General features: G+C 69.6%; 21 protein-coding genes and 1 riboswitch. Of the genes, 11 read left to right on the top strand and 10 right to left on the bottom strand.

The features are described 5' to 3' along the window. The 6 genes from EOW65_RS14000 to EOW65_RS13975 all read right to left on the bottom strand — a co-directional run. Positions 1 to 126 (bottom strand): cytochrome ubiquinol oxidase subunit I (locus EOW65_RS14000; RefSeq protein WP_164880105.1); only part of this gene is annotated, 126 nt, incomplete at its 3' end. Positions 127 to 309: 183 nt separating this feature from the next. Further along, entirely contained in the window at positions 310 to 1,989 is a 1,680-nt protein-coding gene (gene cydC, locus EOW65_RS13995) for a thiol reductant ABC exporter subunit CydC (RefSeq protein WP_128150442.1), read from the bottom strand. Further along, positions 1,986 to 3,683, bottom strand: coding sequence for an ABC transporter ATP-binding protein/permease (locus EOW65_RS13990; protein ID WP_128150440.1), 1,698 nt, complete (start codon positions 3,681 to 3,683; stop codon positions 1,986 to 1,988). The genes cydC and EOW65_RS13990 overlap by 4 nt, the downstream gene beginning before the upstream one ends. A 194-nt stretch (positions 3,684 to 3,877) precedes the next feature. Continuing rightward, positions 3,878 to 4,822 (bottom strand): 5-oxoprolinase subunit C family protein, encoded by a 945-nt coding sequence (locus tag EOW65_RS13985; protein WP_128150438.1) that lies wholly within the window; start codon positions 4,820 to 4,822, stop codon positions 3,878 to 3,880. After that, positions 4,819 to 5,553 carry a 5-oxoprolinase subunit B family protein gene (locus tag EOW65_RS13980; protein WP_240664691.1) on the bottom strand — a complete coding sequence of 245 codons (735 nt, stop codon included), beginning with the start codon at positions 5,551 to 5,553 and terminating at the stop codon, positions 4,819 to 4,821. Before EOW65_RS13980 ends, EOW65_RS13985 begins: the two co-directional genes overlap by 4 nt. Then, positions 5,544 to 6,413 (bottom strand): glycosyltransferase family 2 protein, encoded by an 870-nt coding sequence (locus tag EOW65_RS13975; RefSeq protein WP_128150436.1) that lies wholly within the window; start codon positions 6,411 to 6,413, stop codon positions 5,544 to 5,546. The genes EOW65_RS13980 and EOW65_RS13975 overlap by 10 nt, the downstream gene beginning before the upstream one ends. A gap of 141 nt (positions 6,414 to 6,554) precedes the next feature. Between EOW65_RS13975 and miaB the strand changes: the two genes are divergently transcribed. The 8 genes from miaB (at position 6,555) to metK (ending at position 14,389) form a co-directional block, all read left to right on the top strand. Further along, positions 6,555 to 7,874: a tRNA (N6-isopentenyl adenosine(37)-C2)-methylthiotransferase MiaB gene (gene miaB, locus EOW65_RS13970; RefSeq protein WP_128150434.1), complete on the top strand. Its 1,320-nt coding sequence runs from the start codon at positions 6,555 to 6,557 to the stop codon at positions 7,872 to 7,874. A 197-nt stretch (positions 7,875 to 8,071) separates the two neighbouring features. Beyond that, positions 8,072 to 8,638, top strand: a complete 567-nt coding sequence (locus EOW65_RS13965) for an OmpA family protein (protein ID WP_206364071.1) — start codon at positions 8,072 to 8,074, stop codon at positions 8,636 to 8,638. Positions 8,639 to 8,649: 11 nt separating this feature from the next. Next, the gene (locus EOW65_RS13960; protein WP_128150432.1) at positions 8,650 to 8,970 is read left to right on the top strand and encodes a hypothetical protein; all 321 of its coding nucleotides are present in this window, start codon (positions 8,650 to 8,652) and stop codon (positions 8,968 to 8,970) included. 168 nt (positions 8,971 to 9,138) lie between these two features. Next, entirely contained in the window at positions 9,139 to 10,155 is a 1,017-nt protein-coding gene (locus tag EOW65_RS13955; protein WP_164880104.1) for a PhoH family protein, read from the top strand. Next, entirely contained in the window at positions 10,139 to 10,648 is a 510-nt protein-coding gene (gene ybeY, locus EOW65_RS13950; protein WP_128150455.1) for an rRNA maturation RNase YbeY, read from the top strand. The genes EOW65_RS13955 and ybeY overlap by 17 nt, the downstream gene beginning before the upstream one ends. Before the next feature lie 36 nt (positions 10,649 to 10,684). Next, the gene (locus EOW65_RS13945) at positions 10,685 to 11,590 is read left to right on the top strand and encodes a hemolysin family protein (RefSeq protein ID WP_128150430.1); all 906 of its coding nucleotides are present in this window, start codon (positions 10,685 to 10,687) and stop codon (positions 11,588 to 11,590) included. Positions 11,591 to 11,600: 10 nt separating this feature from the next. Next, the gene (lnt, locus tag EOW65_RS13940) at positions 11,601 to 13,154 is read left to right on the top strand and encodes an apolipoprotein N-acyltransferase (protein ID WP_128150428.1); all 1,554 of its coding nucleotides are present in this window, start codon (positions 11,601 to 11,603) and stop codon (positions 13,152 to 13,154) included. Positions 13,155 to 13,165: 11 nt separating this feature from the next. After that, a riboswitch (SAM-SAH riboswitch) is annotated at positions 13,166 to 13,215 on the top strand. A gap of 7 nt (positions 13,216 to 13,222) precedes the next feature. After that, positions 13,223 to 14,389, top strand: a complete 1,167-nt coding sequence (gene metK / locus EOW65_RS13935; RefSeq protein WP_128150426.1) for a methionine adenosyltransferase — start codon at positions 13,223 to 13,225, stop codon at positions 14,387 to 14,389. A gap of 77 nt (positions 14,390 to 14,466) precedes the next feature. Here the strand turns inward: metK and EOW65_RS13930 are convergent, their stop codons facing one another. Beyond that, positions 14,467 to 14,856 carry an SgcJ/EcaC family oxidoreductase gene (locus EOW65_RS13930; RefSeq protein WP_128150424.1) on the bottom strand — a complete coding sequence of 130 codons (390 nt, stop codon included), beginning with the start codon at positions 14,854 to 14,856 and terminating at the stop codon, positions 14,467 to 14,469. Beyond that, a complete protein-coding gene (locus tag EOW65_RS13925) occupies positions 14,853 to 16,238 on the bottom strand; it encodes an FAD-binding oxidoreductase (protein WP_128150422.1) in 1,386 nt (461 codons plus the stop codon). Before EOW65_RS13925 ends, EOW65_RS13930 begins: the two co-directional genes overlap by 4 nt. Positions 16,239 to 16,467: 229 nt before the next feature. Here EOW65_RS13925 and EOW65_RS13920 point away from each other — a divergent pair, with 229 nt between their 5' ends. Both EOW65_RS13920 and EOW65_RS13915 read left to right on the top strand, forming a co-directional pair. Further along, positions 16,468 to 17,856 carry a bifunctional enoyl-CoA hydratase/phosphate acetyltransferase gene (locus tag EOW65_RS13920; protein WP_128150420.1) on the top strand — a complete coding sequence of 463 codons (1,389 nt, stop codon included), beginning with the start codon at positions 16,468 to 16,470 and terminating at the stop codon, positions 17,854 to 17,856. Further along, entirely contained in the window at positions 17,853 to 19,028 is a 1,176-nt protein-coding gene (locus EOW65_RS13915; RefSeq protein ID WP_128150418.1) for an acetate/propionate family kinase, read from the top strand. Before EOW65_RS13920 ends, EOW65_RS13915 begins: the two co-directional genes overlap by 4 nt. A 65-nt stretch (positions 19,029 to 19,093) precedes the next feature. Here EOW65_RS13915 and EOW65_RS13910 read toward each other — a convergent pair whose 3' ends face one another. Together EOW65_RS13910 and cobT are read right to left on the bottom strand one after the other, a co-directional pair. Next, complete coding sequence (locus EOW65_RS13910) at positions 19,094 to 20,893, bottom strand: aminopeptidase P family protein (RefSeq protein WP_128150416.1); 1,800 nt, start codon at positions 20,891 to 20,893, stop codon at positions 19,094 to 19,096. Further along, positions 20,893 to 22,767, bottom strand: coding sequence for a cobaltochelatase subunit CobT (cobT, locus tag EOW65_RS13905; RefSeq protein ID WP_128150414.1), 1,875 nt, complete (start codon positions 22,765 to 22,767; stop codon positions 20,893 to 20,895). Before cobT ends, EOW65_RS13910 begins: the two co-directional genes overlap by 1 nt. A gap of 199 nt (positions 22,768 to 22,966) precedes the next feature. Here cobT and EOW65_RS13900 point away from each other — a divergent pair, with 199 nt between their 5' ends. Further along, on the top strand, positions 22,967 to 23,551 hold the full coding sequence (locus EOW65_RS13900; protein WP_128150412.1) for an NADPH-dependent FMN reductase: 585 nt from the start codon (positions 22,967 to 22,969) through the stop codon (positions 23,549 to 23,551). Positions 23,552 to 23,633: the final 82 nt, after the last annotated feature.

Genomic DNA, 23,633 nt, shown 5'->3' with positions numbered 1-23,633 from the left:
CACATAGACCGTCTCCATGATCGCAACCAGGATCGACAATCCCAGCGTCAGCGGCACGAAGAGGAAGTGATACAGAGCCGTCATCGCAAACTGCAGTCGCGACAGCTCCACAATATCAAGGTCCATCGTCGTCTCCATTCCCTTGCCTGTCGCGGGAGGTTGTCCCGCAAAAGATGCATACGGAAAAACATCTCCCGTGGATGCATCATATGCGGGCATTCCTTTCCCTCTCCTTGATACGGATCAAAGAGACGGATGGTCGCAGCCGGGCGGATTTCCGCGAATCCATGGCTGCAGAGACATTATGCCTCAGGCGTGACCGTGAAATGGCAAAGAGACGGAGCGAGTCGCCGCGGTGGCATCGGTGCTGCGGTGACTGACGACGAGCAATCCCGATTCGGGCAGGGCGGCGCGCAGCCCGGCGAGCATGGCGCCGGCGGTGGCGGGGTCGAGCCCCTCGGTCGGCTCGTCGAGAAGCAGCACATCGGGGCGGCGCAGCACCGCGCGGGCAAGCACCAGCCGTCGCGCCTGGCCGCCCGACAGGCCGCTGCCGCCGGGGCCAAGGCGGGTGGCCAGCCCGTCGCGCGCGCGCAGCACATCGGCGAGTGCCACGGCCTCGAGTGCGGCCCAGGCCTCGGCCTCGGGCAGGGCGGTGCCGGCCGGGAAGGCAAGCGCCAGGTTCTCGGCGACGCTGCCCGCGATCAGCGCCGAGCGTTGCGGCACCAGCGTCAGATGCGCGCGCAGGTCGGCCTCGGGCCAGGCGGCGAGGGGGGCGCCCAGCAGCCGGATCTCGCCCGCGGTCGGCGCGATCAGCCCGGCGAGGGCGGCAAGCAGCGTCGACTTGCCGGCACCCGAGGGACCGGTGAGCAGCACCATCTCGCCGCGCGACAGGCTCAGATCGAGCGGGCCGAAGGTGTCGCGCGCGGCACCCGCGCGGTGATGGCGCAGGGCGATGACCTGCAGAAGCGGCGCCGCCGGATCGGGGTGCGGCGCGGGGCCGGCGGGCAGCGGCCGGGCGGGCGTGTCGCTGAGGGCCGCGACGCGGGCGCCCGCGGCCTGCATCCGGCCAAGCTCGGCCAGTCCCCGGCGCAACAGCGCCAGCGTCTCGCCGAGCGCGAGCGCGGTGAAGACGCCGATCGCGGCGCGGGCCGGGCTGATCGTGCCGGCGGCGGCGAGCGATCCTCCCATGGCCAGCGCCACGGTGGCGGCGAGCCCCGTGGTCAGCGCGATTGCCGCAGCGCCCTGACGTTCGGTCGTCTCGAGCCCGTCGCGGGCCCGGGCCTCGCCGCGGACCGTGGCGGCAAGCCCCGCCTCCTGCCGGGCGAGGGCCCCGGCCACGGCCAGATCGGCGCGGCTTTGGGCAAGGTCGAGCGCCTGCGCGCGCAGCGATTGCAGCGCGGCCTCGGTGGCCTCGGACCGGGCGCGCGCATGGCGCAGGGTGAAGACAAGCGCCACGCCGCCGCCCAGCCCGAAGGACAGAAGCACCCCCCAGGCGACGGCCGGCGCGACGAGGAGCCACAGCGCGACGAAGGCACCGGCCTGCACTGCGACCGCCGAGACCGCCGGCAACACGAGGCGCAACAGCAACCCGTCGAGCGCGTCGACATCCGAGGTCAGCCGGTTCAGCGCCTCGGCGCCGCGCAGGCGGGTCTGGGCCTCGAAGGGCAGGCGGGTGATGCCGGCGTAAAGGCCGAGCCGCAGCGCAGCGAGCGCGCGCAGCGTCGCCTCATGGGTCAGCATCCGCTCGCCATAGCGTGCGCCCGAGCGGCCAAGGGCAAGGAACCGCACCCCGGCCGAGGGGCGGAAGAAGTCGAAGCCGATGCCGATGCCTGCGATGCCCGCCGCGGCGGCGGCGGTGACGAACCAGCCAGAGAGGCCCAGAAGCGCCGCGCCCATGGCAAGCACGGTGATGCCAAGCGCAAGGCCGCGCAGGAAGGCCACGGGCTCGGCCGCGAGCAACCGGCGGGCGATGTGCAGTAGCGGTCTCATGCGCGGCCCTCCGGCGTCATCGGCAAGACCCGGTCCATGGCGCCGAGAACCGCGGGGTCGTGGCTTGCCACGATCAGCGCCGCGCCGGTTGCGCGAAGGGCCAGAAGCCCCGTCAGCACCGCCTGCGCCGTTTCCGGGTCAAGGTCGGCCGTCGGCTCGTCGGCAAGGATCAGGCTCGCCTTCGCCGCATGGGCGCGCGCGATCATCAGCCGCCGCGCCTCGCCGCCCGAGACGCCACCGCCGAGATCGCCGAGCCGCGTGGACAGCCCGCCCGGCAGTGCCGCAACGATGCCCTGTGCCTGCGCCGCGGTCAGCGCCGCGTCAAGGTCGCCCGTGCGGCCCAGCATCAGCGCCTCGCCGAGCGGCGCGTCGATGAAACGCGGAGCCTGCGGCAGCCAGCCGATGCCGGCGCGGATCGCGTCGGCGGTGCTGTCGGAAAGCACCGTCTCGCCCCAGCGGATCTCACCCGCCTCGGGGCGGATCAGCCCGGCCAGCGCGGCAAGCAGCGTGGTCTTGCCGACGCCCGAAGGGCCGGCGATGGCCAGCGCTTCGCCCGGCTGCACCGCGCCATCGGGCGGGCCGAGCAGGGCGGCGCCCGGGCCCGGCGACAGCACCAGCCCGTGCCAGCGGAAGGGGGCGGGCGGCAGCGCCGCGGCCGGTGCGCCCTGGCCCAGGAGCGTGCCCGAAGCGGCGATGGCGGCCTCGGCCGCTTCGATCTCGCCCGCGACGGCAAGGGCCGAGGCGCGGTCGTGCCAGGCGGCGGCCAGATCGCGCAGCGGCTGGAAGAATTCGGGCGCGATCATCAGCAGGAAGATCCCGGCCTCGGGCGACAGCCCGCCCCAGCTGCCGAAGGTCAGCTCGCCCAGCAGCGCGAAGCCGACATAGACCGCGACCATCGCCACGCCGAGCGCCGAGAAAAGCTCGAGCACCGTCGAGGACAGGAAGGCCACCGCCAGCACCCGCATCGTGCGGGTGCGCAGATCGTCCGAGGCGGCGGCAAGATCGGCGCCGGCCCGCGCCTCGGCGCCCAGAAGCCGCAGATCGGCCACCGCGGCGATGCGGTCGACGAGCAGGGTGTTGAGCGTGCCGATCTCGGCCATCTGCCGCTCGGAGGCGTCGCGCGCGGCCATGCCGACAAGCGCCATGAAGACCGGGATCAGGGGGCCGGCCACCAGCAGCACCAGCGCCGCGGCCCAGCTGAAGGGCAGGGTGAGGGCCAGAAGGACAAGCGGCACGATCCGCACCCGTGCCATCGCCGGGCTGTAGCGCGCGGCCCAGGGGGCAAGCATCGCGACCTTCTCGGCGGCAAGGCTCGCAAGCTCGGCTGGGGCGGGGCTGCGGGCGCGGGCGTCCTGCCGTGCGGCGGCGCCGATCAGCCGGTGCCGGGTGCTTTCGACCAGCGCCGTCGCCGCGCGCTGTGCAAGCGCCCCGGCGCGGGCCTCAAGGAGTGCCCGAAGGGCGGCGAGCGCTAGGAACCCCGCCGCGGCAGCCAGCGGCGACAGCCGTTCGGTGCCGCTGATGAGCCCGCCAAGCGCCAGCGCGACCAGTGCCGCCTGTGCCGCCCAGAGGAGTTCGGCCAGTGCAGAAAGCGCACCCGCGCGGCCAAGCGCGGGCGCGGCCGGGGCGGCAAGGCGGGTCAGCGCGGCATCGGCGCGGCCGGGGTTCGCGGCGGTCGGTTCGTCGGTCTGGGGCATGTCTTCGGTCGCGTTTCCTTCGGGCAGAGCTAGGGGCGCGGAGGCGGGTTCGGCAAGGCGCGGGGCGAAGATTGCCCGTTCCGGCAAGGAGGAGTGTTCATCCTTTTTCTCAAGGTTTCACCGTAAAGCATTGAATAATAATATAATATATTCACTTCACATATCCCGCGCGCGAAAACGTCGCACCCGGACATTCAGGCGCCCGTGGGGGCGAGATCGGCCAGCGCCTCGGCGCTCTGGCGGGCGGCGGCGCGGGCCTCGGCCTCGGCCGCCTCGACGCTCAGCGCATGAAAGCGCAGCATGGCGCCCGTGGGGATCTGCGCCAGCCGGCCGAGGTCGGGGGTGATGACCGTGGCGATCTTCGGAAAGCCCCCGGTCGTCTGCCGGTCGGCCATCAGCACGATCGGCCGGCCCGAGAGCGGTACCTGAACCGAGCCCATCAGTGTGCCGTCCGAGGTGATGTCGTGCCCACGCGCTGCGGGCAGCGCCGGGCCCTCGAGCAGCAACGCCATGCGGTCGCGCTGCGCGCTGACGGCATAGGACGCGCCGAGGAAACGGGCCAGGATCTCGGGCGCGAAGGCGTCGTCCTGCGGCCCGAGAACCACGCGGATCGGGCCGTGGCGCGGGCGCAGCGGGCGGGTCAGCCGGCGCGGCAGGGCACCGGGTTCGGGGCCCAGGGGCAACACATCGCCCGGGCGAAGGGCGCGGCCCTCATGCCCGCCGATCGCGCTGCGCAGATGGGTGGCGCGGGAGCCCATCACCGGGGGCGTCTCGATCCCGCCAGAGACGGCGAGATAGCCCCAGACCGCGCCGCGCAGGGCGCCGACGGTCAGCTCCTCGCCCGCCCGCAGCCGGGCCGAGCTCCAGGGGGCGAGGGGGCGGCCGCCCGCCTCGGCCCGCATCGCGCCGCCGGTCACCGCCACCAGCACGTCGCGGCTCGCCCGGAACCGGCCGCCGGTCAGCGCGAATTCGAGTGCCGCCGCCCCGGGCGCATTGCCGACAAGGGCATTGGCGGCGGCAAAGGCCTCGCCGTCCATCGGCCCCGAGGCCGAGACGCCGAAGCGCAGGAACCCGGTGCGGCCGCGATCCTGCACGGTCAGCATCGGCCCGGCGGCGAGGATCTCGAGCGTGCCGGTCATGCGGGCGTCTCCGGGTCGAAGAGGATCTCGCCGCGGCAGGCGCGGGCGGCGAGCGTGTCGAACTCTGCCTCCCCGATCCGGCGCAGGCGCAGCCGGTCGCCCGGGGCCAGCAGGCAGGGGCGGGCGCGGGCGGCATCGAAAAGCCGCAGCGGCGTCTGCCCGATGTAGGACCACGCGCTTGGTGCGGCGACGGAATTGACGCTTGCCTGCCCGCCGCCGATGCCAAGCGCGCCCTCGGTCACGCGCTGGCGGACCTCGGCCCGGCGCGGGGTGGCAAGGGCTGCGGGCAGGCCCGAGAGATAGGCAAAGCCCGGCGCGAAGCCGATCATCGCCACGCGATAGGCGGCGCCGAGGTGGAGCGCGATCAGCGCGTCCTCGGTCATCCCTTTCTCGGCGGTGAGGCGGGCAAGGTCGAGGCAGGCGGGACCGCCATAGAAGACCGGGATGCTGCGCACTGCGCCCTCGACCGCGCCGGGGCGCAGTGCGGCGATGCGTGGCCGCAGGGCCGCGCGCAGCGTCGCAAAGCCCGTCACGCACGGGTCATAACTCAGCGTCAGAGAGCGATAGGTGGGCAGCACGTCGCACAGACCGGGGAGCGGCGCGGCCTCGAGATCGGCGGCCAGTGCCAAGGCCAGGGCATTCGCCGCCGCGTCGATCCCCGGCGCGAATTCGACCGTCAACGCCGCATCGCCACAGGGCAGGAAGCGAGGCGCCGGCAGGTTCAGAACCACTGCCCGGGCTCCATCAGCCCGAGGTCCATCAGCTGCTGGCTGTGCCAGGCGAAGGGCACAGAATTATACCAGCGGAAATCGGCGATGTCATAGGTCGAGCCGGGGTTGAACTTCAGCGCCTTCGCCACCCGGAACGAGGCGATCGCCGCGGTCATGTTGTGGTGCCAGGGGCAGGAGTAGGTGTTGTATTCCTCGTCGTTGAAGGTGTTGTCGCGGCGCAGCTCGAGCCCCGGCCGGGTGCGGAACAGTGCGATCCGGTCGATCTTGCGCCGCGTCACCGGGACGTGCTCCTCGAACCGCCAGCGCAGCCCGCCGAAGAAGTCGAGCTGGCGCTCGCGCGGCTGGCCGGTGACCGGATCCTTGCGCGCAAGCGCGTAATAGCCGGCCCGGTCGAGCATTGCCGTGCCGAGGTTCACCGCATTCGGGTTCTGCGCAAGGTCCGGGGCGTAGAGGTCGACGACATAGGTCAGCATCGAGCGGCGCCGTTCCTCGGTGTGGAAGGCCAGCAGCTCCTGCACGCTGCGGGTCTCGCAAAACGGGTGGAACAGGTATTCCGCATTGTAGCAGTAATACATCCAGGTATCGGCCGGCGCGGCGGCGATCACCGGGTTCACGGTGTCGGTGAGCGCGCCGGGCCGGTGCATGTCACGCGGGATGCGGTGGACCTTGGCGGCCAGCTCCTCGGGCAGCACCAGACGGTCGGGCGCGAAGACCAGAACCGAGCGGAACCCGGCCTTCAGGTGGTGGCGGATCGTGCTTTCGGCCTCGACCAGATCCTCGACGAGGATCAGCGCCACCGGCCCCTTGGCAAGGGCGGCCGTCCCCTCGGCCAGGAATGCGTCAAGCGAAGCGTAATTCATGCCAGTCCCCGGATTTTGCGTGAGGATCGGGCAAGGGCCGGGGGAATGCAAGACAGGGAATGGCGGGGAAAGCCATGCGGGGCGGTTGCGGGGCGGGGGGATTCTGCGCTATCGGGCGGGGCTGAAACGCGGGGGATCGCCATGTCGGACGCGCCGAAGAAGCTGCACATCAAGACCTACGGCTGCCAGATGAACGTCTATGACAGCGAGCGCATGGCCGAGGCCATGGGCACCGAGGGCTATGTGCTGACCGACGATCCGGCCGAGGCGGACATGGTGTTGCTGAACACCTGCCACATCCGCGAGAAGGCGGCCGAGAAGGTCTATTCCGACCTCGGCCGGCTGCGCCCGTTCAAGGAGGCGAAGCCCGAGCTGAAGATCGGTGTCGCGGGCTGCGTCGCGCAGGCCGAGGGCGAGGAAATCATGCGCCGGATGCCGCTCGTCGATCTGGTCGTCGGCTCGCAGAACTATCACCGCCTGCCCGAGATGGTCGCCGCCACCGCCCGCGGCGAGCGTCCGGTCGACACCGAATTCCCGGTCGAGGACAAGTTCGAGAAGCTGCCCGAACGCCCGGCGACCGGTCGCCCCACCGCCTTCCTGACGGTGCAGGAGGGCTGCGACAAGTTCTGCGCCTTCTGCGTCGTGCCCTATACCCGCGGCGCGGAGGTCTCGCGCCCTGTCGCCCGCATCCTTGCCGAGGCCGGGAAGCTGGTGGCGAAGGGGGTGAAGGAAATCACGCTGCTGGGTCAGAACGTCAACGGCTATCATGGCGAGGGCGACGGCGGGGTCTGGGGCCTTGGCCGGCTGGTGCGCGAACTGGCCCGGATCGAGGGGCTCGAGCGGATCCGCTATACCACCTCGCATCCGAACGACATGGCCGACGATCTGATCGAGGCGCATGGCGCCGAGCCGAAGCTGATGCCCTATCTGCATCTGCCGGTGCAGTCGGGGGCGGACCGGATCCTGAAGCTGATGAACCGCCATCACACCGCCGAGGCGTATCTGCGGCTGATCGAGCGCATCCGCGCGGCGCGGCCCGACATCCTGCTCAGCTCGGATTTCATCGCGGGCTTCCCGGGTGAGACCGAGCAGGATCACCGCGACACGCTCGCCCTGATCGAGGAGGTGGGCTTTGGCGCGGCCTTCTCGTTCAAGTATTCGCCGCGCCCGGGCACGCCCGCGGCCGAACGCGCGGGCGTCGACCCCGAGGTTGCCGACCGGCGCCTGCACGAGCTGCAGGCCCTCATCACCCGGCTGCAGCACGAAAGCCAGGCCGCGATGGTCGGGCGCGAGGTGGGGGTGCTGTTCGAGAAGCCGGGCCGGCTGCCCGGGCAATGGGTGGGCAAGTCCGATTACCTGCAGGCGGTGCATGTGACCTCGGAAACGCCGCTGCAGGGGGCTCTCGCGAAAGTGAGAATCACCGCGAGCGGCCCGAACTCGCTGGCGGGCGTTCTGGTCTGATCCGCCCGGCGGACGGCGGACATCGTTTCCATGATTGCCCGCGGTTTGTCTCAATGGCGGATTTGTTGCGGGAAACCCTACAATATATGGGTTTAATTGCTTTCAAAGCCGCAGGGTTTTGCTATTGTAAGCGCCATATTTGGTTAATGGCCCGCAGGACGGGCTCCATTTGCGATGAGGAGGCGGAAGCGGCGATGATGACTCTCTGCAAGGCCGTGAAACCGGCGATTGCGTCTTTCGGGGCTGCGGCGCTGGCACTGGCCATGATCTCCGGTTCCGCTTCGGCTCAGCAGACGAACGCCGGCCGCGCGGAACGCTACGTCCCGACGATCTGGATCGACCCCGACGGTTGCGAGCACTGGGCGATGGATGACGGGCTCGAGGGTTACATGGATGCGCGCAAGACCCGCGACGGCCGCCCGGTGTGCCACCGCGACGTCTGCGGCGTGCTGCAGACCGATACGCTTTTCGCCACCGGCAGCGCGAAGATCACCGCCTCCGGCCGCAACTATCTGGAAAACTTCTTCCGCACCGCGCAGGCGCGCAGCTTCATCATCACCGGTCACACCGACAGCCGCGCCTCGGATGAATACAACATGCGGCTGTCGAAGAACCGCGCCGAGGCCGTGGCGGGCGTTGCCCAGTCGGTGGGCGCGCCGGTGCTTGCGGTGAACTGGTATGGCGAGCGCTGGCCGCGGGCCACCAACGCCACCGCCGCCGGCATGGCGCAGAACCGCCGCGTCGAAGTGATCTGCGTGAAGTGAGGGGACAGGACATGAAAGCGATCAAAATCCTCCTGCTTCTCGGTGCTGCTGCCGGGCTTGCCGCCTGCGATGCGGAGCCCTCGGACAAGGGCTGGGACCGCAACATCGGCGGCGCCAAGCACCTCAGCCAGCTCAAGGCCGGCGTCTGGATCGACCCGGAGGGCTGCGACCACTGGATCATCGACGATGGCGCCGAGGGCTACATGACCGCCCGCGTCGACGATTACGGCAAGCCGATCTGCTCGGGCGCCGGCCCAGCCTCGACCGCGGTCGGCCCGTTCAAGTCGGGCGGCGAGATCCGCGATCCGGTCCGGCCGTCGAACTTCGAGTAAGCATTCGCCTATATTTTGGGCAAATGGGCCGCGGGATCCGCCCCGCGGCTCATTTCTTTGCAGTTCTGTGAAATTTTCACGCGTCGCTGCTGAAAAACAAACCAGCGCTTGCGTGACTCGGGGGGGAGAGGCACCATATCTTTACCAAGCCAGCCAAGGGAGACGTTATTGGGCTTCAGCGCGATCTCACCCCCGCCTCGTTCTCAGGACAGCTTCGAAGCACTCCTGGAGTTTCCGGACAACCGCCTTCTGATCGGGCTGTGCGGCGAATTCGACCGCAACCTGGCGCAGATCGAGCACAAGCTCTCGGTGCATATCCTGCGGCGCGGCAACCAGCTTGCCATCGTCGGCACCCCAGAGGCGCAGATGCAGGCGACCGGCATCCTGCACCATCTCTATCAGCGCCTCGAACAGGGCAAGGCGGTCGACGCCGGCGAGGTCGATGCGGCGATCCGGATGGCCGATCTCGGCAATGCGGGGATGACGGTGGACGAACAGCTCGAGATGTTCGCGGCGGGCAAATACGAGATCCGCACGCGCAAGAAGCAGGTCGAGCCGCGGACCGAGGCGCAGAAGGCCTATGTGAAGGCGCTGTTCGAGAATGAACTGGCCTTCGGCATCGGCCCGGCCGGCACCGGCAAGACCTATCTCGCCGTTGCCGTCGGCGTCACCATGCTGATCGGCGGCCATGTCGACAAGATCATCCTCTCCCGTCCCGCCGTCGAAGCGGGCGAGCGCCTCGGCTTCCTGCCGGGCGACATGAAGGAGAAGGTCGATCCCTACATGCAGCCGCTCTATGACGCGCTGAACGACTTCCTGCCGGCGAAGCAGATGCAGAAGCTGATGGAAGAGAAGCGCATCGAGATCGCGCCCTTGGCCTTCATGCGCGGCCGCACGCTGTCGAACGCCTTCGTCGTGCTCGACGAGGCGCAGAACGCCACGACGATGCAGATGAAGATGTTCCTCACCCGTCTCGGGCAGGGCTCGCGCATGGTCATCACCGGCGACCGCAGCCAGATCGACCTGCCGCGCGGCGTGCCCTCGGGCCTGCAGGACGCCGAGCGCATCCTCGACGGTGTGCGCGGGATCTCGTTCAACTACTTCACCGCCTCGGATGTGGTGCGCCACCCCCTTGTGGCGCGGATCATTGACGCCTATGACCGCGACGATGGAGCCGCTGGTTGACATTCTGATCGAAGAGCCCCGCTGGGAGGAGATTGACCTCCCGGCGCTGGCAGACCGCGCCGCGCGCGCCGTTCTGGCCGATCAGGAGATCTCGCCCGACGACTGGGAGATCAGCCTGCTCGGCTGTGACGACGCGCGCATCGCGGTGCTGAACGCCGAGTTCCGCGCCAAGCCCACCCCCACCAATGTGCTCAGCTGGCCCGCCGAGGATCTCGCGGCGGAAGACGAGGGCGAGCGCCCCGATCCGCCCGAGCCCTTCCTGCCCGGCGAGCGCGACAGCCTCGGCGACATCGCCATCGCCTTCGAGACCTGCGCGCGCGAGGCGGCCGAGGGCGGCAAGACGATGGCCGATCACGTCACGCACCTGATCGTGCATGGCGTTTTGCATCTTCTCGGTTACGATCACGTGCGCGAGGGCGATGCCACCTTGATGGAATCCACGGAAGTGCGCATTCTTGAAAAGATGGGCATTGATGACCCATATTTGGCATGATGCGGCAATTTTCGCCGCGTGATCTGGAAAGGTACGATGGAACACGCCGCTGACGGAGCTCTCTCCGCCAACGCCCCTGCGTCGGAGAGCGACGCGGGCGACAGTTCCGAGCCGCACTCGCGCGGCTTACTGGGACGACTCTTCGGGGCGCTTGGCGCCTCCACCCCTGACAACGACAGCGAGGCTCCGGCCACGCCCGAGCCCGAAACCGCGGCGGCCGCCGGCCTGCCGGGCATCGGCAACCTGCGCCGGATGCGGGTGGGCGATGTCGCGATCCCCAAGGTCGAGATCGTCGCGGTGCCGGTCGGCATCACCCGCGACGAGCTGGTGGCGGTGTTCCGCGAGCAGGGCTATTCCCGCCTGCCGGTGTTCAAGGACACGCTCGACACCCCGCTTGGGCTGGTTCACCTGAAGGACCTCGCGCTCGAATACGGCTTTGGCGCCTCCTCAGGGCGGTTCTCGGTGAAGAAGCTGCTGCGGCCGCTGCTGTTCGTGCCGCCCTCGATGCCGATCGGGGTGCTGTTGCAGAAGATGCAGGTGCAGCGCATCCACATGGCGCTGGTGATCGACGAATATGGCGGCGTTGACGGGCTGGTCACGCTCGAGGATCTGATCGAGCAGGTGATCGGCGAGATCGAGGACGAGCATGACGAGGCCGAGGGCGGGTTCTGGAAGCTCGAGAAACCCGGCCAGTGGGTGGTGCTGGCGCGCGCCCCGGTGAAGGATTTCGAGGCCGAGATCGGCATGACCCTCGCCGACCCCGAAGAGGAGCAGGAGATCGACTCGATGGGCGGTCTCGTCTTCATGCAGATCGGCCGGGTGCCGGCGCGCGGCGAGGTGATCAAGGGCGAGAATGGCGTCGAATACGAGATCGTCGATGCCGATCCGCGCCGGATCAAGCGGTTGCGCGTGCGCCTGCCGGGCGTGGCGCCGGCGGAGTGACCCGGACGCGATGAGCCTGCGCTGCCCTGCCTTCCTGCGTGCCCCGTGCCGCCCGTCCTGGCGGGCGCTGGCCCTGGCCGCGCTTCTGGGCGCGGGCGTCGCGGCGGGGCAGGCGCCGCTCGGCGCGTGGTTTGTCGCGCTGCCGGCGGCAAGCGGGCTTCTGGCACTGGCGGCGCGCGGTCGCGCGGGCTGGACCGGCTTTGCCGGCGGCTTCGGCTATGCCGCCGCGGCGATGTTCTGGATCGTCGAGCCGTTCATGGTCGAGCCCGAGGTCTATGGCTGGATGGCGCCCTTCGCGCTCGTCTTCATGGCGGCGGGAATGGGCGTCTTCTGGGCGCTTGGTGCAGGGCTTGGCGCGCGGCTTGGCCGCGGCCGGAGGGGCGCGCGCGTCGCCGGCATCGCAGTGGGGCTGGTCGCGTCGGACGCGCTGCGCTCCTATGTCTTCACCGGCTTTCCCTGGGTGCTGTTCGGGCATCTGTGGATCGGCACGCCGGTAGCGCAGGCGGCGGCCTTCGTCGGTCCGATCGGGCTGAGCCTGCTGACGCTGGCGCTGGCGGCGGCCCCCTGGCTGGCGCGCGGCTGGCGCGGGCGGATTCTGAGGGCGGGCGTCGCGGCGGTGGCTTTGGCGGGCCTTTGGGCCGGTGGCACCGCGCGGCTCAATGCGCCCGAGATGCCGCGCGATCCGCCGGTCAACCTGCGCCTCGTGCAGCCGAACGCGCCGCAGGCGCTGAAATGGCTGCCCGAATACCGGCTGCAGTTCTTCTATCGCCATCTCGACCTCACCGCCGAGGAGCCCGCGCCGGGCAAGCCGCGCCCCGATCTGGTGATCTGGCCCGAGACCGCGGTGCCCTTCCTGCTGAACGATCCGGGCGCCGGGCTGAAGATGGTGGCCGAGGCCGCGGGCGGCATTCCCGTCGCGCTTGGCATCCAGCGCGAGGAGGGGCGGCGCTATTACAACAGCCTGGCGGTGATCGGCGCCGACGGCAGCGTCGGGCAGGTCTATGACAAGGTGCATCTCGTGCCCTTCGGCGAATACATGCCGCTTGGCGATCTGGCGGCCGAGTTCGGCATCGCCGCCTTCGCCGCGCAGGAGGGCAATGGCTATTCCTCGGGCCCGGGCGAGCGGCTTCTGGACCTCGGCCGGCTCGGCCGGGCCGAGCCGCTGATCTGCTATGAGGCGGTCTTCCCGCAGGACATCCGCCGGGTGCCGGCGCGCCCCGACTGGCTGATGCAGGTGACGAATGACGCGTGGTTCGGCGAGCTCTCGGGGCCCTGGCAGCACCTCGCGCAGGCGCGGCTGCGGGCGATCGAGTTCGGCCTGCCGCTGGCGCGTGCCGCCAACACCGGGGTCAGCGCGATGATCGACGCGAAGGGCCGGGTGACGGACGAGCTTGGCATGGGCGTCGAAGGGGTGATCGACGCGCCCCTGCCGCCGGCGCTGCCCGAGACCCTTTATGCCCGCACCGGCGATGCGCCGGTGGTGGCGCTGCTGGCGCTGCTGGCCGCGCTGATTTTCCTTGCGGCACCGAAATGGCGCATTGACCCCGCCACCGGCCGGGGCTAGGCAAGGATATCGAACCGCTCCAACGGCTTCCTGACGGAGCGGGGATTCATCTAATGGAGCACTTCCCCATGGCACGACAGAATTACGTGTTCACCTCCGAATCCGTTTCGGAAGGACACCCTGACAAGGTCTGCGACCGCATCTCGGATGCGGTGCTCGATGCGCTGATCGCAGAAGAGCCCAATGCCCGCGTCGCCTGCGAGACGTTTGCCACCACCAACCAGGTCGTCGTCGGCGGCGAGGTCGGGCTGTCGGACAAGTCGAAGCTCGCCGAGTTCATGAGCCGCATCGACGGCATCGTGCGCGATTGTGTCAAGGACATCGGCTACGAGCAGGACAAGTTCCACTGGGCGACGCTGAACTTCGCCAATTACCTGCACCCGCAGTCGGCCCATATCAGCCAGGGCGTCGACAAGGACGGGGCGGGTGACCAGGGCATCATGTTCGGCTATGCGACCGACGAGACCGCCGAGCTGATGCCGGCGCCGATCCTCTACAGCCACGCGATCCTGCGCCGCCTCGCCGAGGTGCGCAAATCGGGCATCGAGCCGACGCTCGGCCCCGATGCGAAGTCGCAGCTGTCGGTGCGCTACGAGAACGGCCGCCCGGTCGGCGTGACCTCGATCGTGCTCTCGACCCAGCACAAGTATGAAAGCCAGAGCTCGTCCGACATCCGCGCGATCGTCGAGCCCTATATCCGCGAGGTCCTGCCCGAGGGCTGGATCACCGACAAGACCGAATGGTGGGTGAACCCGACGGGCACCTTCGTGATCGGCGGGCCGGACGGCGACGCGGGGCTGACGGGGCGCAAGATCATCGTCGACACCTATGGCGGGGCGGCGCCGCATGGCGGCGGGGCCTTCTCGGGCAAGGACCCGACCAAGGTTGACCGCTCGGCCGCCTATGCGGCGCGCTACCTTGCCAAGAACGTCGTTGCGGCGGGGCTGGCGAAGAAGTGCCTCATCCAGGTGAGCTATGCGATCGGCGTGGCGAAGCCGCTCTCGATCTATGCCGACACCTACGGCACCGGCGTCGTGCCCGACGAGGAGATCGAGCGCATCGTCGCCCAGTGCATGGATCTGACGCCGCGCGGCATCCGCACCCATCTCGAGCTGAACAAGCCGATCTATGCCCGCACCGCGGCCTACGGCCATTTCGGCCGCGCGCCCGAGGCGGATGGCGGCTTCAGCTGGGAAAAGACCGACCTGACCGAGGCGCTGAAGAAGGCGCTCTGAGCCGGGCAGACAGAATGGAAAAGGCCGGGCAGGGCGCCCGGCCTTTTGCGTTTTCCGGGGCGCTTGCGGGCGGAGGCTCAGGCCTCGACGACGAATTGCGCCGCGATCACCTGCCAGCCGTCCGCCGCAAGGCCGAGCGTGGCGCACAGGATCGCGCCGATGCGGCCCGCGTCGGTGCCGTCGGCATTGACGATGCCGCTCAGCACGAAGCGCTGCATCAGCACCACCGCCTCGCTGCCGGCAGGCCGGATCTTGGTCTTGCCGGTGACGAGGCGTGCGCGAGCGAAGGCGCCGGCCAGCTCGCCCGCGAACAGCTCGGCGATCTCGGCGCGGCCTTCGGCCAGGCCGCCGGTCAGACTGAGGAAATCGGCGTCGGCGGCAAAGAGATCGGCAAGCGCGCGGGCGTCATGCGCGCCCCAGGCCTGGGCGAAGGCACGCGGCAGGTCGTCAGGGCGGGCAAGGCTCATGCCGCATCCTCCGGCCCGGGAACGATCTTGCCGGGGTTGAGCAGACCCTGCGGGTCGAGCGCCGCCTTGATCTGCCCCATCACCTGCCAGGCCGCGTCATGCTCGGCCGCCATCAGCCCGCGCTTGCCGGCGCCGATGCCATGCTCGCCGGTGATCGTGCCGCCCATCTCGAGCGCCATATGGGCAAGGTCATGCGCGACCTCCTTGGCCTTCGCGAGTTCGGCCGCGTCGTCGCGCCTGAGCAGCAGAATGGCGTGGAAGTTGCCGTCGCCGACATGGCCGAGGATCGGCCCGACAAGGCCCGCCTTCGCGATCATCTCGCGGCCGCGCTCGACCGCTTCGGGCAGGCGCGAAATCGGCACGCAGACATCGGTGATCAGCCCCATGCTGCCCGGCCGCGAGGCAAGGCAGGCAAGATAGGCCTCGTGGCGCATCTTCCACAGCCGGTTGCGGTCCTCGGTGGTGGTCGCCCACTGGAAATCGGCACCGCCCATGTCCGCGACCACCTCGCCGAAGCGGCGGCTGTCCTCGGCCACGGTGGCGTCCGAGCCGTGGAACTCGATCATCAGATGCGGTTTCTCGGGCAGGTGGGTGCCATTGATCGCGTTGAAGATCCGCGCCACCTCCTCGTCGACGAATTCGATGCGCGCCATCGGGATGCCCATCTGAATCGTCGTCTGCACCGTCTCGACCGCGGCCTCGAGCGTGTCGAAGGCGCACACGGCGGACGAGATCGCCTCGGGCTGGCCATGCAGGCGCAGCGTGAGTTCGGTGATCAGCCCGAGCGTGCCCTCGGCGCCCAGGAAGAGCGCGGTGAGGTCATAGCCCGAGGCCGATTTCGCCGCGCCCGATCCCGTGCGGATCACCCGCCCGTCGGCCAGAACCACCTCGAGCGCCGCCACATTGTCGCGCATCGTGCCATAGCGCACCGTGGTCGTGCCCGAGGCGCGGGTCGAGGCCATGCCGCCCAGCGTCGCATTCGCGCCCGGATCGACCGGGAAGAAGAGGCCCGTCGCACGCAGCTCGGTGTTCAGCTCCTCGCGGGTCAGGCCGGGCTGGATCCGCACCAGCCGGTCCTCGGCGGACAGATCGACGATGCGGTTCATCCGGGTGAAGTCGACGGTGATGCCGCCTTTGAGCGGCAGTGCATGGCCTTCGAGCGAGGTGCCCGCGCCCCAGCCGGTGACCGGCACGCCCTCGGCCGCGCAGATCTTCATCAGCGCCGCCACCTCTTCGGTGGTCTCGGGATAGACCACCGCATCGGGCGGCGTCAGCGGGAACCAGGCCTCGGAATGGCCATGCGCCTCGCGCTCGGGCCGGGTCTGCGTGAACCGCGTGCCGAACAGCGCCTCAAGCGCCGTGATCGCCGCTGCGAGTGCCATTTTCACCTCCGCGAAATCCAAATCCGGTTCCGTCTTATGACGTTGCGGCGGCCGGCGAAAGAGGCGGGAAAAAAACATGCGCGGCGAACCGCTCTTTGTCGTCGATCAAGGTTCGCCGTCGCGGCGCGCGCTAGAAGCGGGCCGGATGCCGCGGCGCAGCGTTGCGGTTGCAGAGACCCCGTCCGGTGGCCGATGATGCCGCGGACGACCAGACCGAAAGGAACGCGCGATGATTCTGGAAAACCGGATGTGGGACGAGTTGCAGCCGGGCACGAGTGCCGAGCTGCGCCGCCTGTGCACCGCCGATGACTTCTACGTCTTCGCCGCCGCCTCGGGCAATTACAACCCGTTGCACCTGGCGGCCGAGGATGGCGACGGCGACGGCAAGCGCGAGGCGGTGGCGCCGGGCATGTTCGTGGCCTCGCTGATCTCGGCGGTGCTGGGCAATTTCCTGCCCGGCCCGGGCACGGTCTACAAGACCCAGACGCTGACCTTCCACGCCCGTGTGGTCGAGGGCGAAGAGCTGATCTCGCGCGTCACCGTCACCGCGAAGGATGCGGACGGCACCATCCATCTGCGCACCGAGGTGCGCCGTGTCGAGGATGACGCGCTCGTCGTCGAGGGCGAGGCGACGGTGGAGGCGCCGACGGTCAAGCTGCGCTTCGACGAACTCGAGGTGCCCGGGCTGATCGTGCAGCGCCACCGCCATTTCGCGGCGCTGCTCAATGTCGCCGAGGGGCTGCCTGAGCTCGACACCGCCGTCGTCTGCCCGGTCGAGGAGCACGCCCTTGACGGCGCTCTGATCTCGGCCGAGCGCAAGCTGATCCGTCCGATCCTGATCGGCGACGGTGCCAAGATGGCGCGCGCGGCGGCCAGCCTTGGCAAGTCGCTCGACGGCTACGAGGTGATCGACGTGCCGACCGATGCGGCGGCGGCGCGGCTCGCCGTCGATCTGGTCAATCAGGGCCGGGCGAATGCGATCATGAAGGGGCATCTGCACACCGATGACCTGCTGCACCCGATGCTCGACAAGGCGGCGGGGCTGCGCATCGGGCGCCGCTTCACCCATGTCTTCGTGATGGACGTGCCGGGCGTTCCGCATCCGCTGCTGGTCACCGACGCGGCGATCAACATCGCGCCCGACCTCGCGACCAAGGTCGACATCGTGCAAAACGCGATCGAGCTTGCGATCTCGCTGGGCATCGAGGTGCCGAAAGTGGGCGTGCTGTCGGCGGTCGAGACGGTGAACCCGGCGATCCCCTCCTCGATCGATGCGGCGCTGCTGTCGAAGATGGCCGAGCGCGGCCAGATCAAGGGCGGCGTCGTGGACGGGCCGCTCGCCATGGACAATGCCGTCGACATCGGCGCGGCGCGCACCAAGGGGCTGCGCGGCGCGGTCGCGGGCCATGCCGAGGTGCTGGTGGTGCCGGGCATCGACTCGGGCAACATGCTGGCCAAGCAGCTCGCCTATATCAGCCATGCCGAAGGGGCGGGGCTGGTGCTCGGTGCGAAGGTGCCGGTGATCCTGAACTCGCGGTCCGACAGCGCGATGGCGCGGCTGGCCTCGGCCGCGGTCGCGGCCATCCACCACAACCGGGTGAAGGGGGGGGCGAAATGAGCACGCGCGCGATCCTGACCGTCAACTCGGGCTCCTCCTCGCTCAAGCTTGGGCTCTTCACCGAGGAGCTCGAGACCCTCGCCATGTGCCACGTCGACCGCATCGGCCGGCGCGAGGCGGCGATGAAGATCCGCGATGCGGCGGGGCGCAACCTGCCGATGCCGGAGCACGCGCCCACGGCCTTCCGCACCAACGGTGCCGCGCTGCGCACCGCGCTTGAGGTGTTTCAGGCGGACTTCCCCGGGCTCGAGGTGATCGCCGTCGGCCACCGTGTGGTGCATGGCGGGGTGAACCATGCCGAGCCGCTGCGCCTGACCGAGGCGACGATGAAGGAGCTCGCGCGCCTTGCCCCCTTCGCGCCGCTGCATCAGCCGCACAACCTTGCCGGTGTGCGTGCCGCGGTCGACACCTTCCCGGGCGTGCCGAACATCGCCTGTTTCGACACCGCCTTCCACCGCGAGCACCCCTTCGTCAACGACACCTACGCGCTGCCGCGGCGCTATTACGAGAAGGGCGTGCGGCGCTATGGCTTCCACGGGCTGAGCTATGACTACATCACCGGCGAGCTGGCCCGGACCGAGCCCGAGCTCCACAAGGGCCGGGTGGTGGTGGCACATCTGGGCTCGGGCGCCTCGATGTGCGGGATGAAGGGTGGCCATCCGATCGACACCACGATGGGGTTCTCGGCGCTCGACGGGCTGCCGATGGGCACCCGCACCGGGCAGATCGACCCGGGCGTTCTGCTCTATCTGATGGATACCGACGGGCTCGACAGCCACGGGCTGTCCGAGCTCCTTTACAAGGAGTCGGGGCTGCAGGGGCTGTCGGGGGTGTCGAACGACATGCGCACGCTCGAAAGCTCGGACGATCCGCATGCACAGGAGGCGATCGACTATTTCTGCTTCCGCATCCGGCGCGAGCTTGGCGGCATCGCGGCGGCGCTTGGCGGCATCGACGGGCTCGTCTTCTGCGGCGGCATCGGCGAGAATTCGGCCAATGTCCGCGCCCAGGTCTGCGAGGGGATGGAGTGGCTGGGTATCACCCTCGATGCCGAGAAGAACGTCACCCATGCGCGCGAAATCTCGACCGGCAAGACCCGGGTGCTGGTGATCCCGACGAACGAGGAAATCGTCATCGCCCGCGCCGCGGCGCAGGTGCTGGAAACGCTCTGAGCGCAGGGGCCGGAAACCGGAAAGGGCGGGTTTCCCCGCCCTTTTTCACATCCCTGAGCCGCGCGTCACAGCGGCGCGCAGGCCGCCTCGAGCCAGGCACGGGTGGGGGCGCTCACCAGCGGTGCGACGCGGGCCAGCACCTCGGCGTGATAGGCGTCAAGCCAGGCGCGTTCCTCGGTGCTCAGCATCTCGGCGAGGATCAGCCGGCGATCGATCGGCACCCAGGTGAGGGTGCGGAAGCACAGATGGTCGCGCCCGTCGCCAAGCTTCGGTGCCTCTTCGATCAGCAGCAGGTTCTCGATGCGGATGCCGAAGGCGCCCTCGCGGTAATAGCCCGGCTCGTCCGACAGGATCATGCCCGGGGCGAGCGTGACGTCGGAAATGCGCGAGATCCGCGCCGGGCCCTCGTGCACGCACAGCGCCGCGCCGACGCCATGGCCGGTGCCGTGGTCGTAATCGAGCCCCGCCTGCCACAGCGGTGCCCGCGCCAGCGCATCGAGGTCGCGCCCGGCAAGGCCGCGCGGCCAGCGCGCGCGCGCCACCGCGATCATCCCGCGCAGCACGCGGGTGAAGGGGGCGCGGGCGTCGTCACGCACCGGGCCCACGGCCAGGGTGCGGGTGATGTCGGTGGTGCCGTCGGGATATTGCGCGCCGGAATCGACCAGCAGCAGCTCGCCCGGGGTGACGGCGCGGTTCGTGTCCTCGGTCACCCGGTAATGCACGATCGCCCCGTTGGGGCCCGCGCCGCAGATCGTGTCGAAGCTGATGTCGAGCAGCACGCCGGTTGCCCGGCGGCAGTCCTCGAGCCGCGTCACCACGTCGATCTCGGTCAGCCCGCCCTTGGGCGCCTCGGCATCGACCCAGGCGAGGAACTCGGCGAGCGCCGCGGCATCGCGCAGATGCGCGGCCTCCATCCCGGCGACCTCGGCCGGGTTCTTGCGCGCCTTCGCGGCAATGCAGGGATCTTCGCCGGCAATTGCCGGAATGCCTGCGGCCTCGAGCAGCCGCCAGACCGCCAGCGGCGCAGTGGCCGGGTCGACCTGCACCGGGCCCGCAAGATCGGTCAGCGCCTCGCCGAAGGCGTCGAAGGGGGCCAGCCGCACCTCGGGTCCGAGATGGGCCAGAAGCGCCGCGTCGAACTTGGCGGGGTCGGCGAACAGCGCCAGGCCGCCTGTGCTGTCGAGCAGCGCGAAGGCCTGCACCACCGGGTTGCGGGGGATGTCGGCGCCGCGGATGTTCAACAGCCAGGCGATCGAGTCGGGCAGCGTCAGCACCGCGGTGCGTGCGCCGCCGGTGGCGATCGCCGCGCCAAGGCGGCGGCGCTTGGTGGCGCTGTCCTCGCCCGCGAACTCGGCCGGGTGGATGCGCGCGGGCGCGCGGGGCGGGGCAGGGCGGTCGGTCCAGATCGCGTTGACGAGGTTGCGGCTCTCGACCAGCGTGATGCCCGATCCGGCCAGCGCCTTCGCCAGCTCCTCGATCTCGCGCCGGGTGTGCAACCAGGGATCGAAGCCGACGGCGCCGCCCTGCGGCATCTGCTCGCGCAGCCAGGGGCCGGGCTTCACTTCGGGCCAGGGCACCGGGGTGAAGGCCGCCAGATCGACCTCGGCGCGGACCTGCACGCGGTAGCGGCCGTCGATGAACACCCCGGCGCGGTCGGCCAGCGCGATGCAGAACCCCGCCGAGCCGGTGAAGCCCGTCAGCCAGCCAAGCCGCGCGTCGCTTTCGGCGACATATTCGCCCTGAAACGCATCGGCGCGCGGCACGATGAAGCCGTCAAGTCCCGCCCGCCCGATCTCGCGGCGCAGCGCGGCCAGACGCACGGGCCCGTTCGCCGGCGAGGATTTCGCAGAAAATTCCTGAAACATCAGCGTGCCGCCCGTGCCATGCCGAAGACGCGCGCACGGGCGCGCGGATCGCTGTCGAACAGGCTTGCCAGCTGTTCGGTCATCGCGCCGGCCAGCTGCTCGACATCGGTGATCGTCACCGCGCGCTGGTAATAGCGGGTCACGTCATGGCCGATGCCGATCGCGATCAGTTCGACCGCACGGCGCTTCTCGACCATCGCGATCACGTCGCGCAGGTGCTTCTCGAGGAAGACCGCGGGGTTGACCGAGAGCGTCGAATCGTCGACCGGCGCCCCGTCCGAGATCACCATCAGGATCTTGCGGGCCTCGGGCCGGGCCAGCATCCGCTTGTGCGCCCATTCGAGCGCCTCGCCGTCGATGTTCTCCTTCAGCAGGCCTTCCTTCATCATCAGCCCGAGGTTCGAGCGCACCCGGCGCCACGGCGCATCGGCCGATTTGTAGATGATGTGGCGCAGGTCGTTCAGGCGCCCGGGCTGCTGCGGGCGGCCCTCGGCCAGCCATTTCTCGCGGCTCTGCCCGCCCTTCCAGGCGCGGGTGGTGAAGCCGAGGATCTCGACCTTGACCGAGCAACGCTCGAGCGTGCGGGCGAGCACATCGGCGCAGATCGCCGCGATCGAGATCGGCCGGCCGCGCATCGAGCCCGAATTGTCGAGCAGCAGCGTCACCACCGTGTCGCGGAATTCGGTGTCCTTCTCGATCTTGAAGCTGAGCGGCATCGTCGGGTTCGCCACCACGCGGGCCAGCCGGCCGGCGTCGAGGATGCCTTCCTCGCGGTCGAACTCCCAGCTGCGGTTCTGCTGCGCCTGCAACCGCCGCTGCAGCTTGTTCGCCAGTCGCGACACCGCGCCCTTCAGCGGTTCGAGCTGTTGGTCGAGATAGGCACGCAGCCGCTCGAGCTCGACCGGCTCGGCCAGATCCTCGGCGCGGATCTCCTCGTCGAAGGCGGTGGTGAAGACGCGATAGTTCGGATCGGCCTGCGACGCCGCGGGCGGCGCCGGCGGCTCGGGCGGCGCGTCGGCGGGCATGTCGATTTCCTCGCCCAGCTCGTCTTCCGAGACCGAGTCGCTGCTGACCGCGCTTTGCTGTTGGTCCTGCGTCTGCTCCTGCGAGCTTTCGGCGCTGGCCTCGCTGTCGTCCTGCTCGCTCTGCTCCTGATCCTGGCTTTCGCCGTTCTCGTTCTCCTCGGCCTCCTCCTCGGGGTCGGCCTCGTCGTTCATCTCCTCGTCGGGGTCTTCGCCAAGCTGGTCGGCATAGCCGAGATCGGCGATCACCTGACGGGCAAGTTTCGCGAAGGCCGCCTGATCGGCCAGCAGGTCGCTGGTCTGGGCGAGCGCGTCGCCCGCGGCCTCCTCCATGAACGGCCGCCACAGGTCGAGCACATGCTCGGCCGCCGCCGGCAGCTTGCGCCCGGTCGCCATCTCGCGCACGAGGTATCCCGCCGCCACCGCCAAGGGCGCCTCGGCACGTGAGCGGATCTGCGCATAGCCCTTGCGCTCGGCCTCATGCGCGATCTTTGCGTCGATATTGGTCAGCGTGCCCGGCATCTCGCGCGCGCCAAGCGCCTCGCAGCGCGCCCCTTCCATCGCCTCGTAGAGCGCCCGCGCCATGTCGCCGGTGGGCAGGTAGCGCGCGCCGAGCGCGTCGTCGTGGTGGCGCCGGCGCAGCGCCAGCGCATCGCCCGTGCCGCGCGCAAGCATGATCTCGTCACGCGTCATCCGCCGGCTGACCTGCGGCAGGCGCATCTGGTCGCCCGAGACCCCCGAAGGGTCGACGGAATAGCTCACCGTCAGCTCGGGCGCGTCGGCGAGCGTCTTGGTCGCCTCGGCGAGGGCTTTCTTGAAGGGATCGGCGGGGTTGTCGATGGGCTTGCTCATGGCTCAGGTAAAGCACCCCGCCGCCCCCTCGGCAAGGGATTTGCGGGGCCGCCGCATGCCGTTGCGGGCACGTTTTCCGCACTGCACCGGATCGGTGCGGATCTGAACAGAACTATGTCTTTGAGCCTTTGCACTCTGCGTTCATAGTGACCTTGCAAACGGGGCAGGAAAGCACCCCGTCGGACCACCGGAGACAGACATGAGCACCCCGAAGATTGCCATCATCATCGGCTCGACGCGCGCCACGCGCTTTGCCGACAAGCCCGCCAACTGGTTCCTCGACTTCGCGACGAAGGAACGCCCTGACCTGAGCTTCGAGCTGGTCGACCTGCGCGATTTCAACCTGCCGCTGTTCAACGAGGCGGCCTCGAACGCCTGGATGCCCTCGGCCTCGCCCGAGGCGCAGGCCTGGCAGAAGAAGATCGCCGACTTCGACGGCTACATCTTCGTCACCGCCGAATACAACCACTCGCTGACCGGCTCGCTGAAGAACGCGCTCGATCAGGCCTATGTCGAATGGGGCAAGAAGCCGATGGGCGCCGTGGGCTATGGCGGCGTGGGCGCGGCCCGCGCGATCGAGCATCTGCGCGCGATCGCGGTCGAGCTGCAGATGGTGCCGGTGCGCAACGCCGTGCATATCGGCGGCGGCGACTTCTTCGCGGTCTCGCCCTTGGGCCAGAACGGCGAGATGGCCTCGATCGAGGGGCACATCGCCGGTTCGGCCAAGGCGCTGCTCGAGGACATCGCCTGGTGGGCGAAGGCCACCAAGGCCGCCCGCGGCTAAGCCCGGGCCTTCCGGCCCCCACTCCCGAAACACCACTCGCGAAACGAAACGGCGCGCCCAAGGGCGCGCCGTTTTTCATTGC

This window comes from Paenirhodobacter ferrireducens (genome assembly GCF_004022265.1).
GTDB classification, from domain to species: domain Bacteria; phylum Pseudomonadota; class Alphaproteobacteria; order Rhodobacterales; family Rhodobacteraceae; genus Rhodobacter; species Rhodobacter ferrireducens.
Note: the sequence above shows the minus strand (reverse complement) of the source record. Positions and strands in the feature narration are given on the sequence as shown.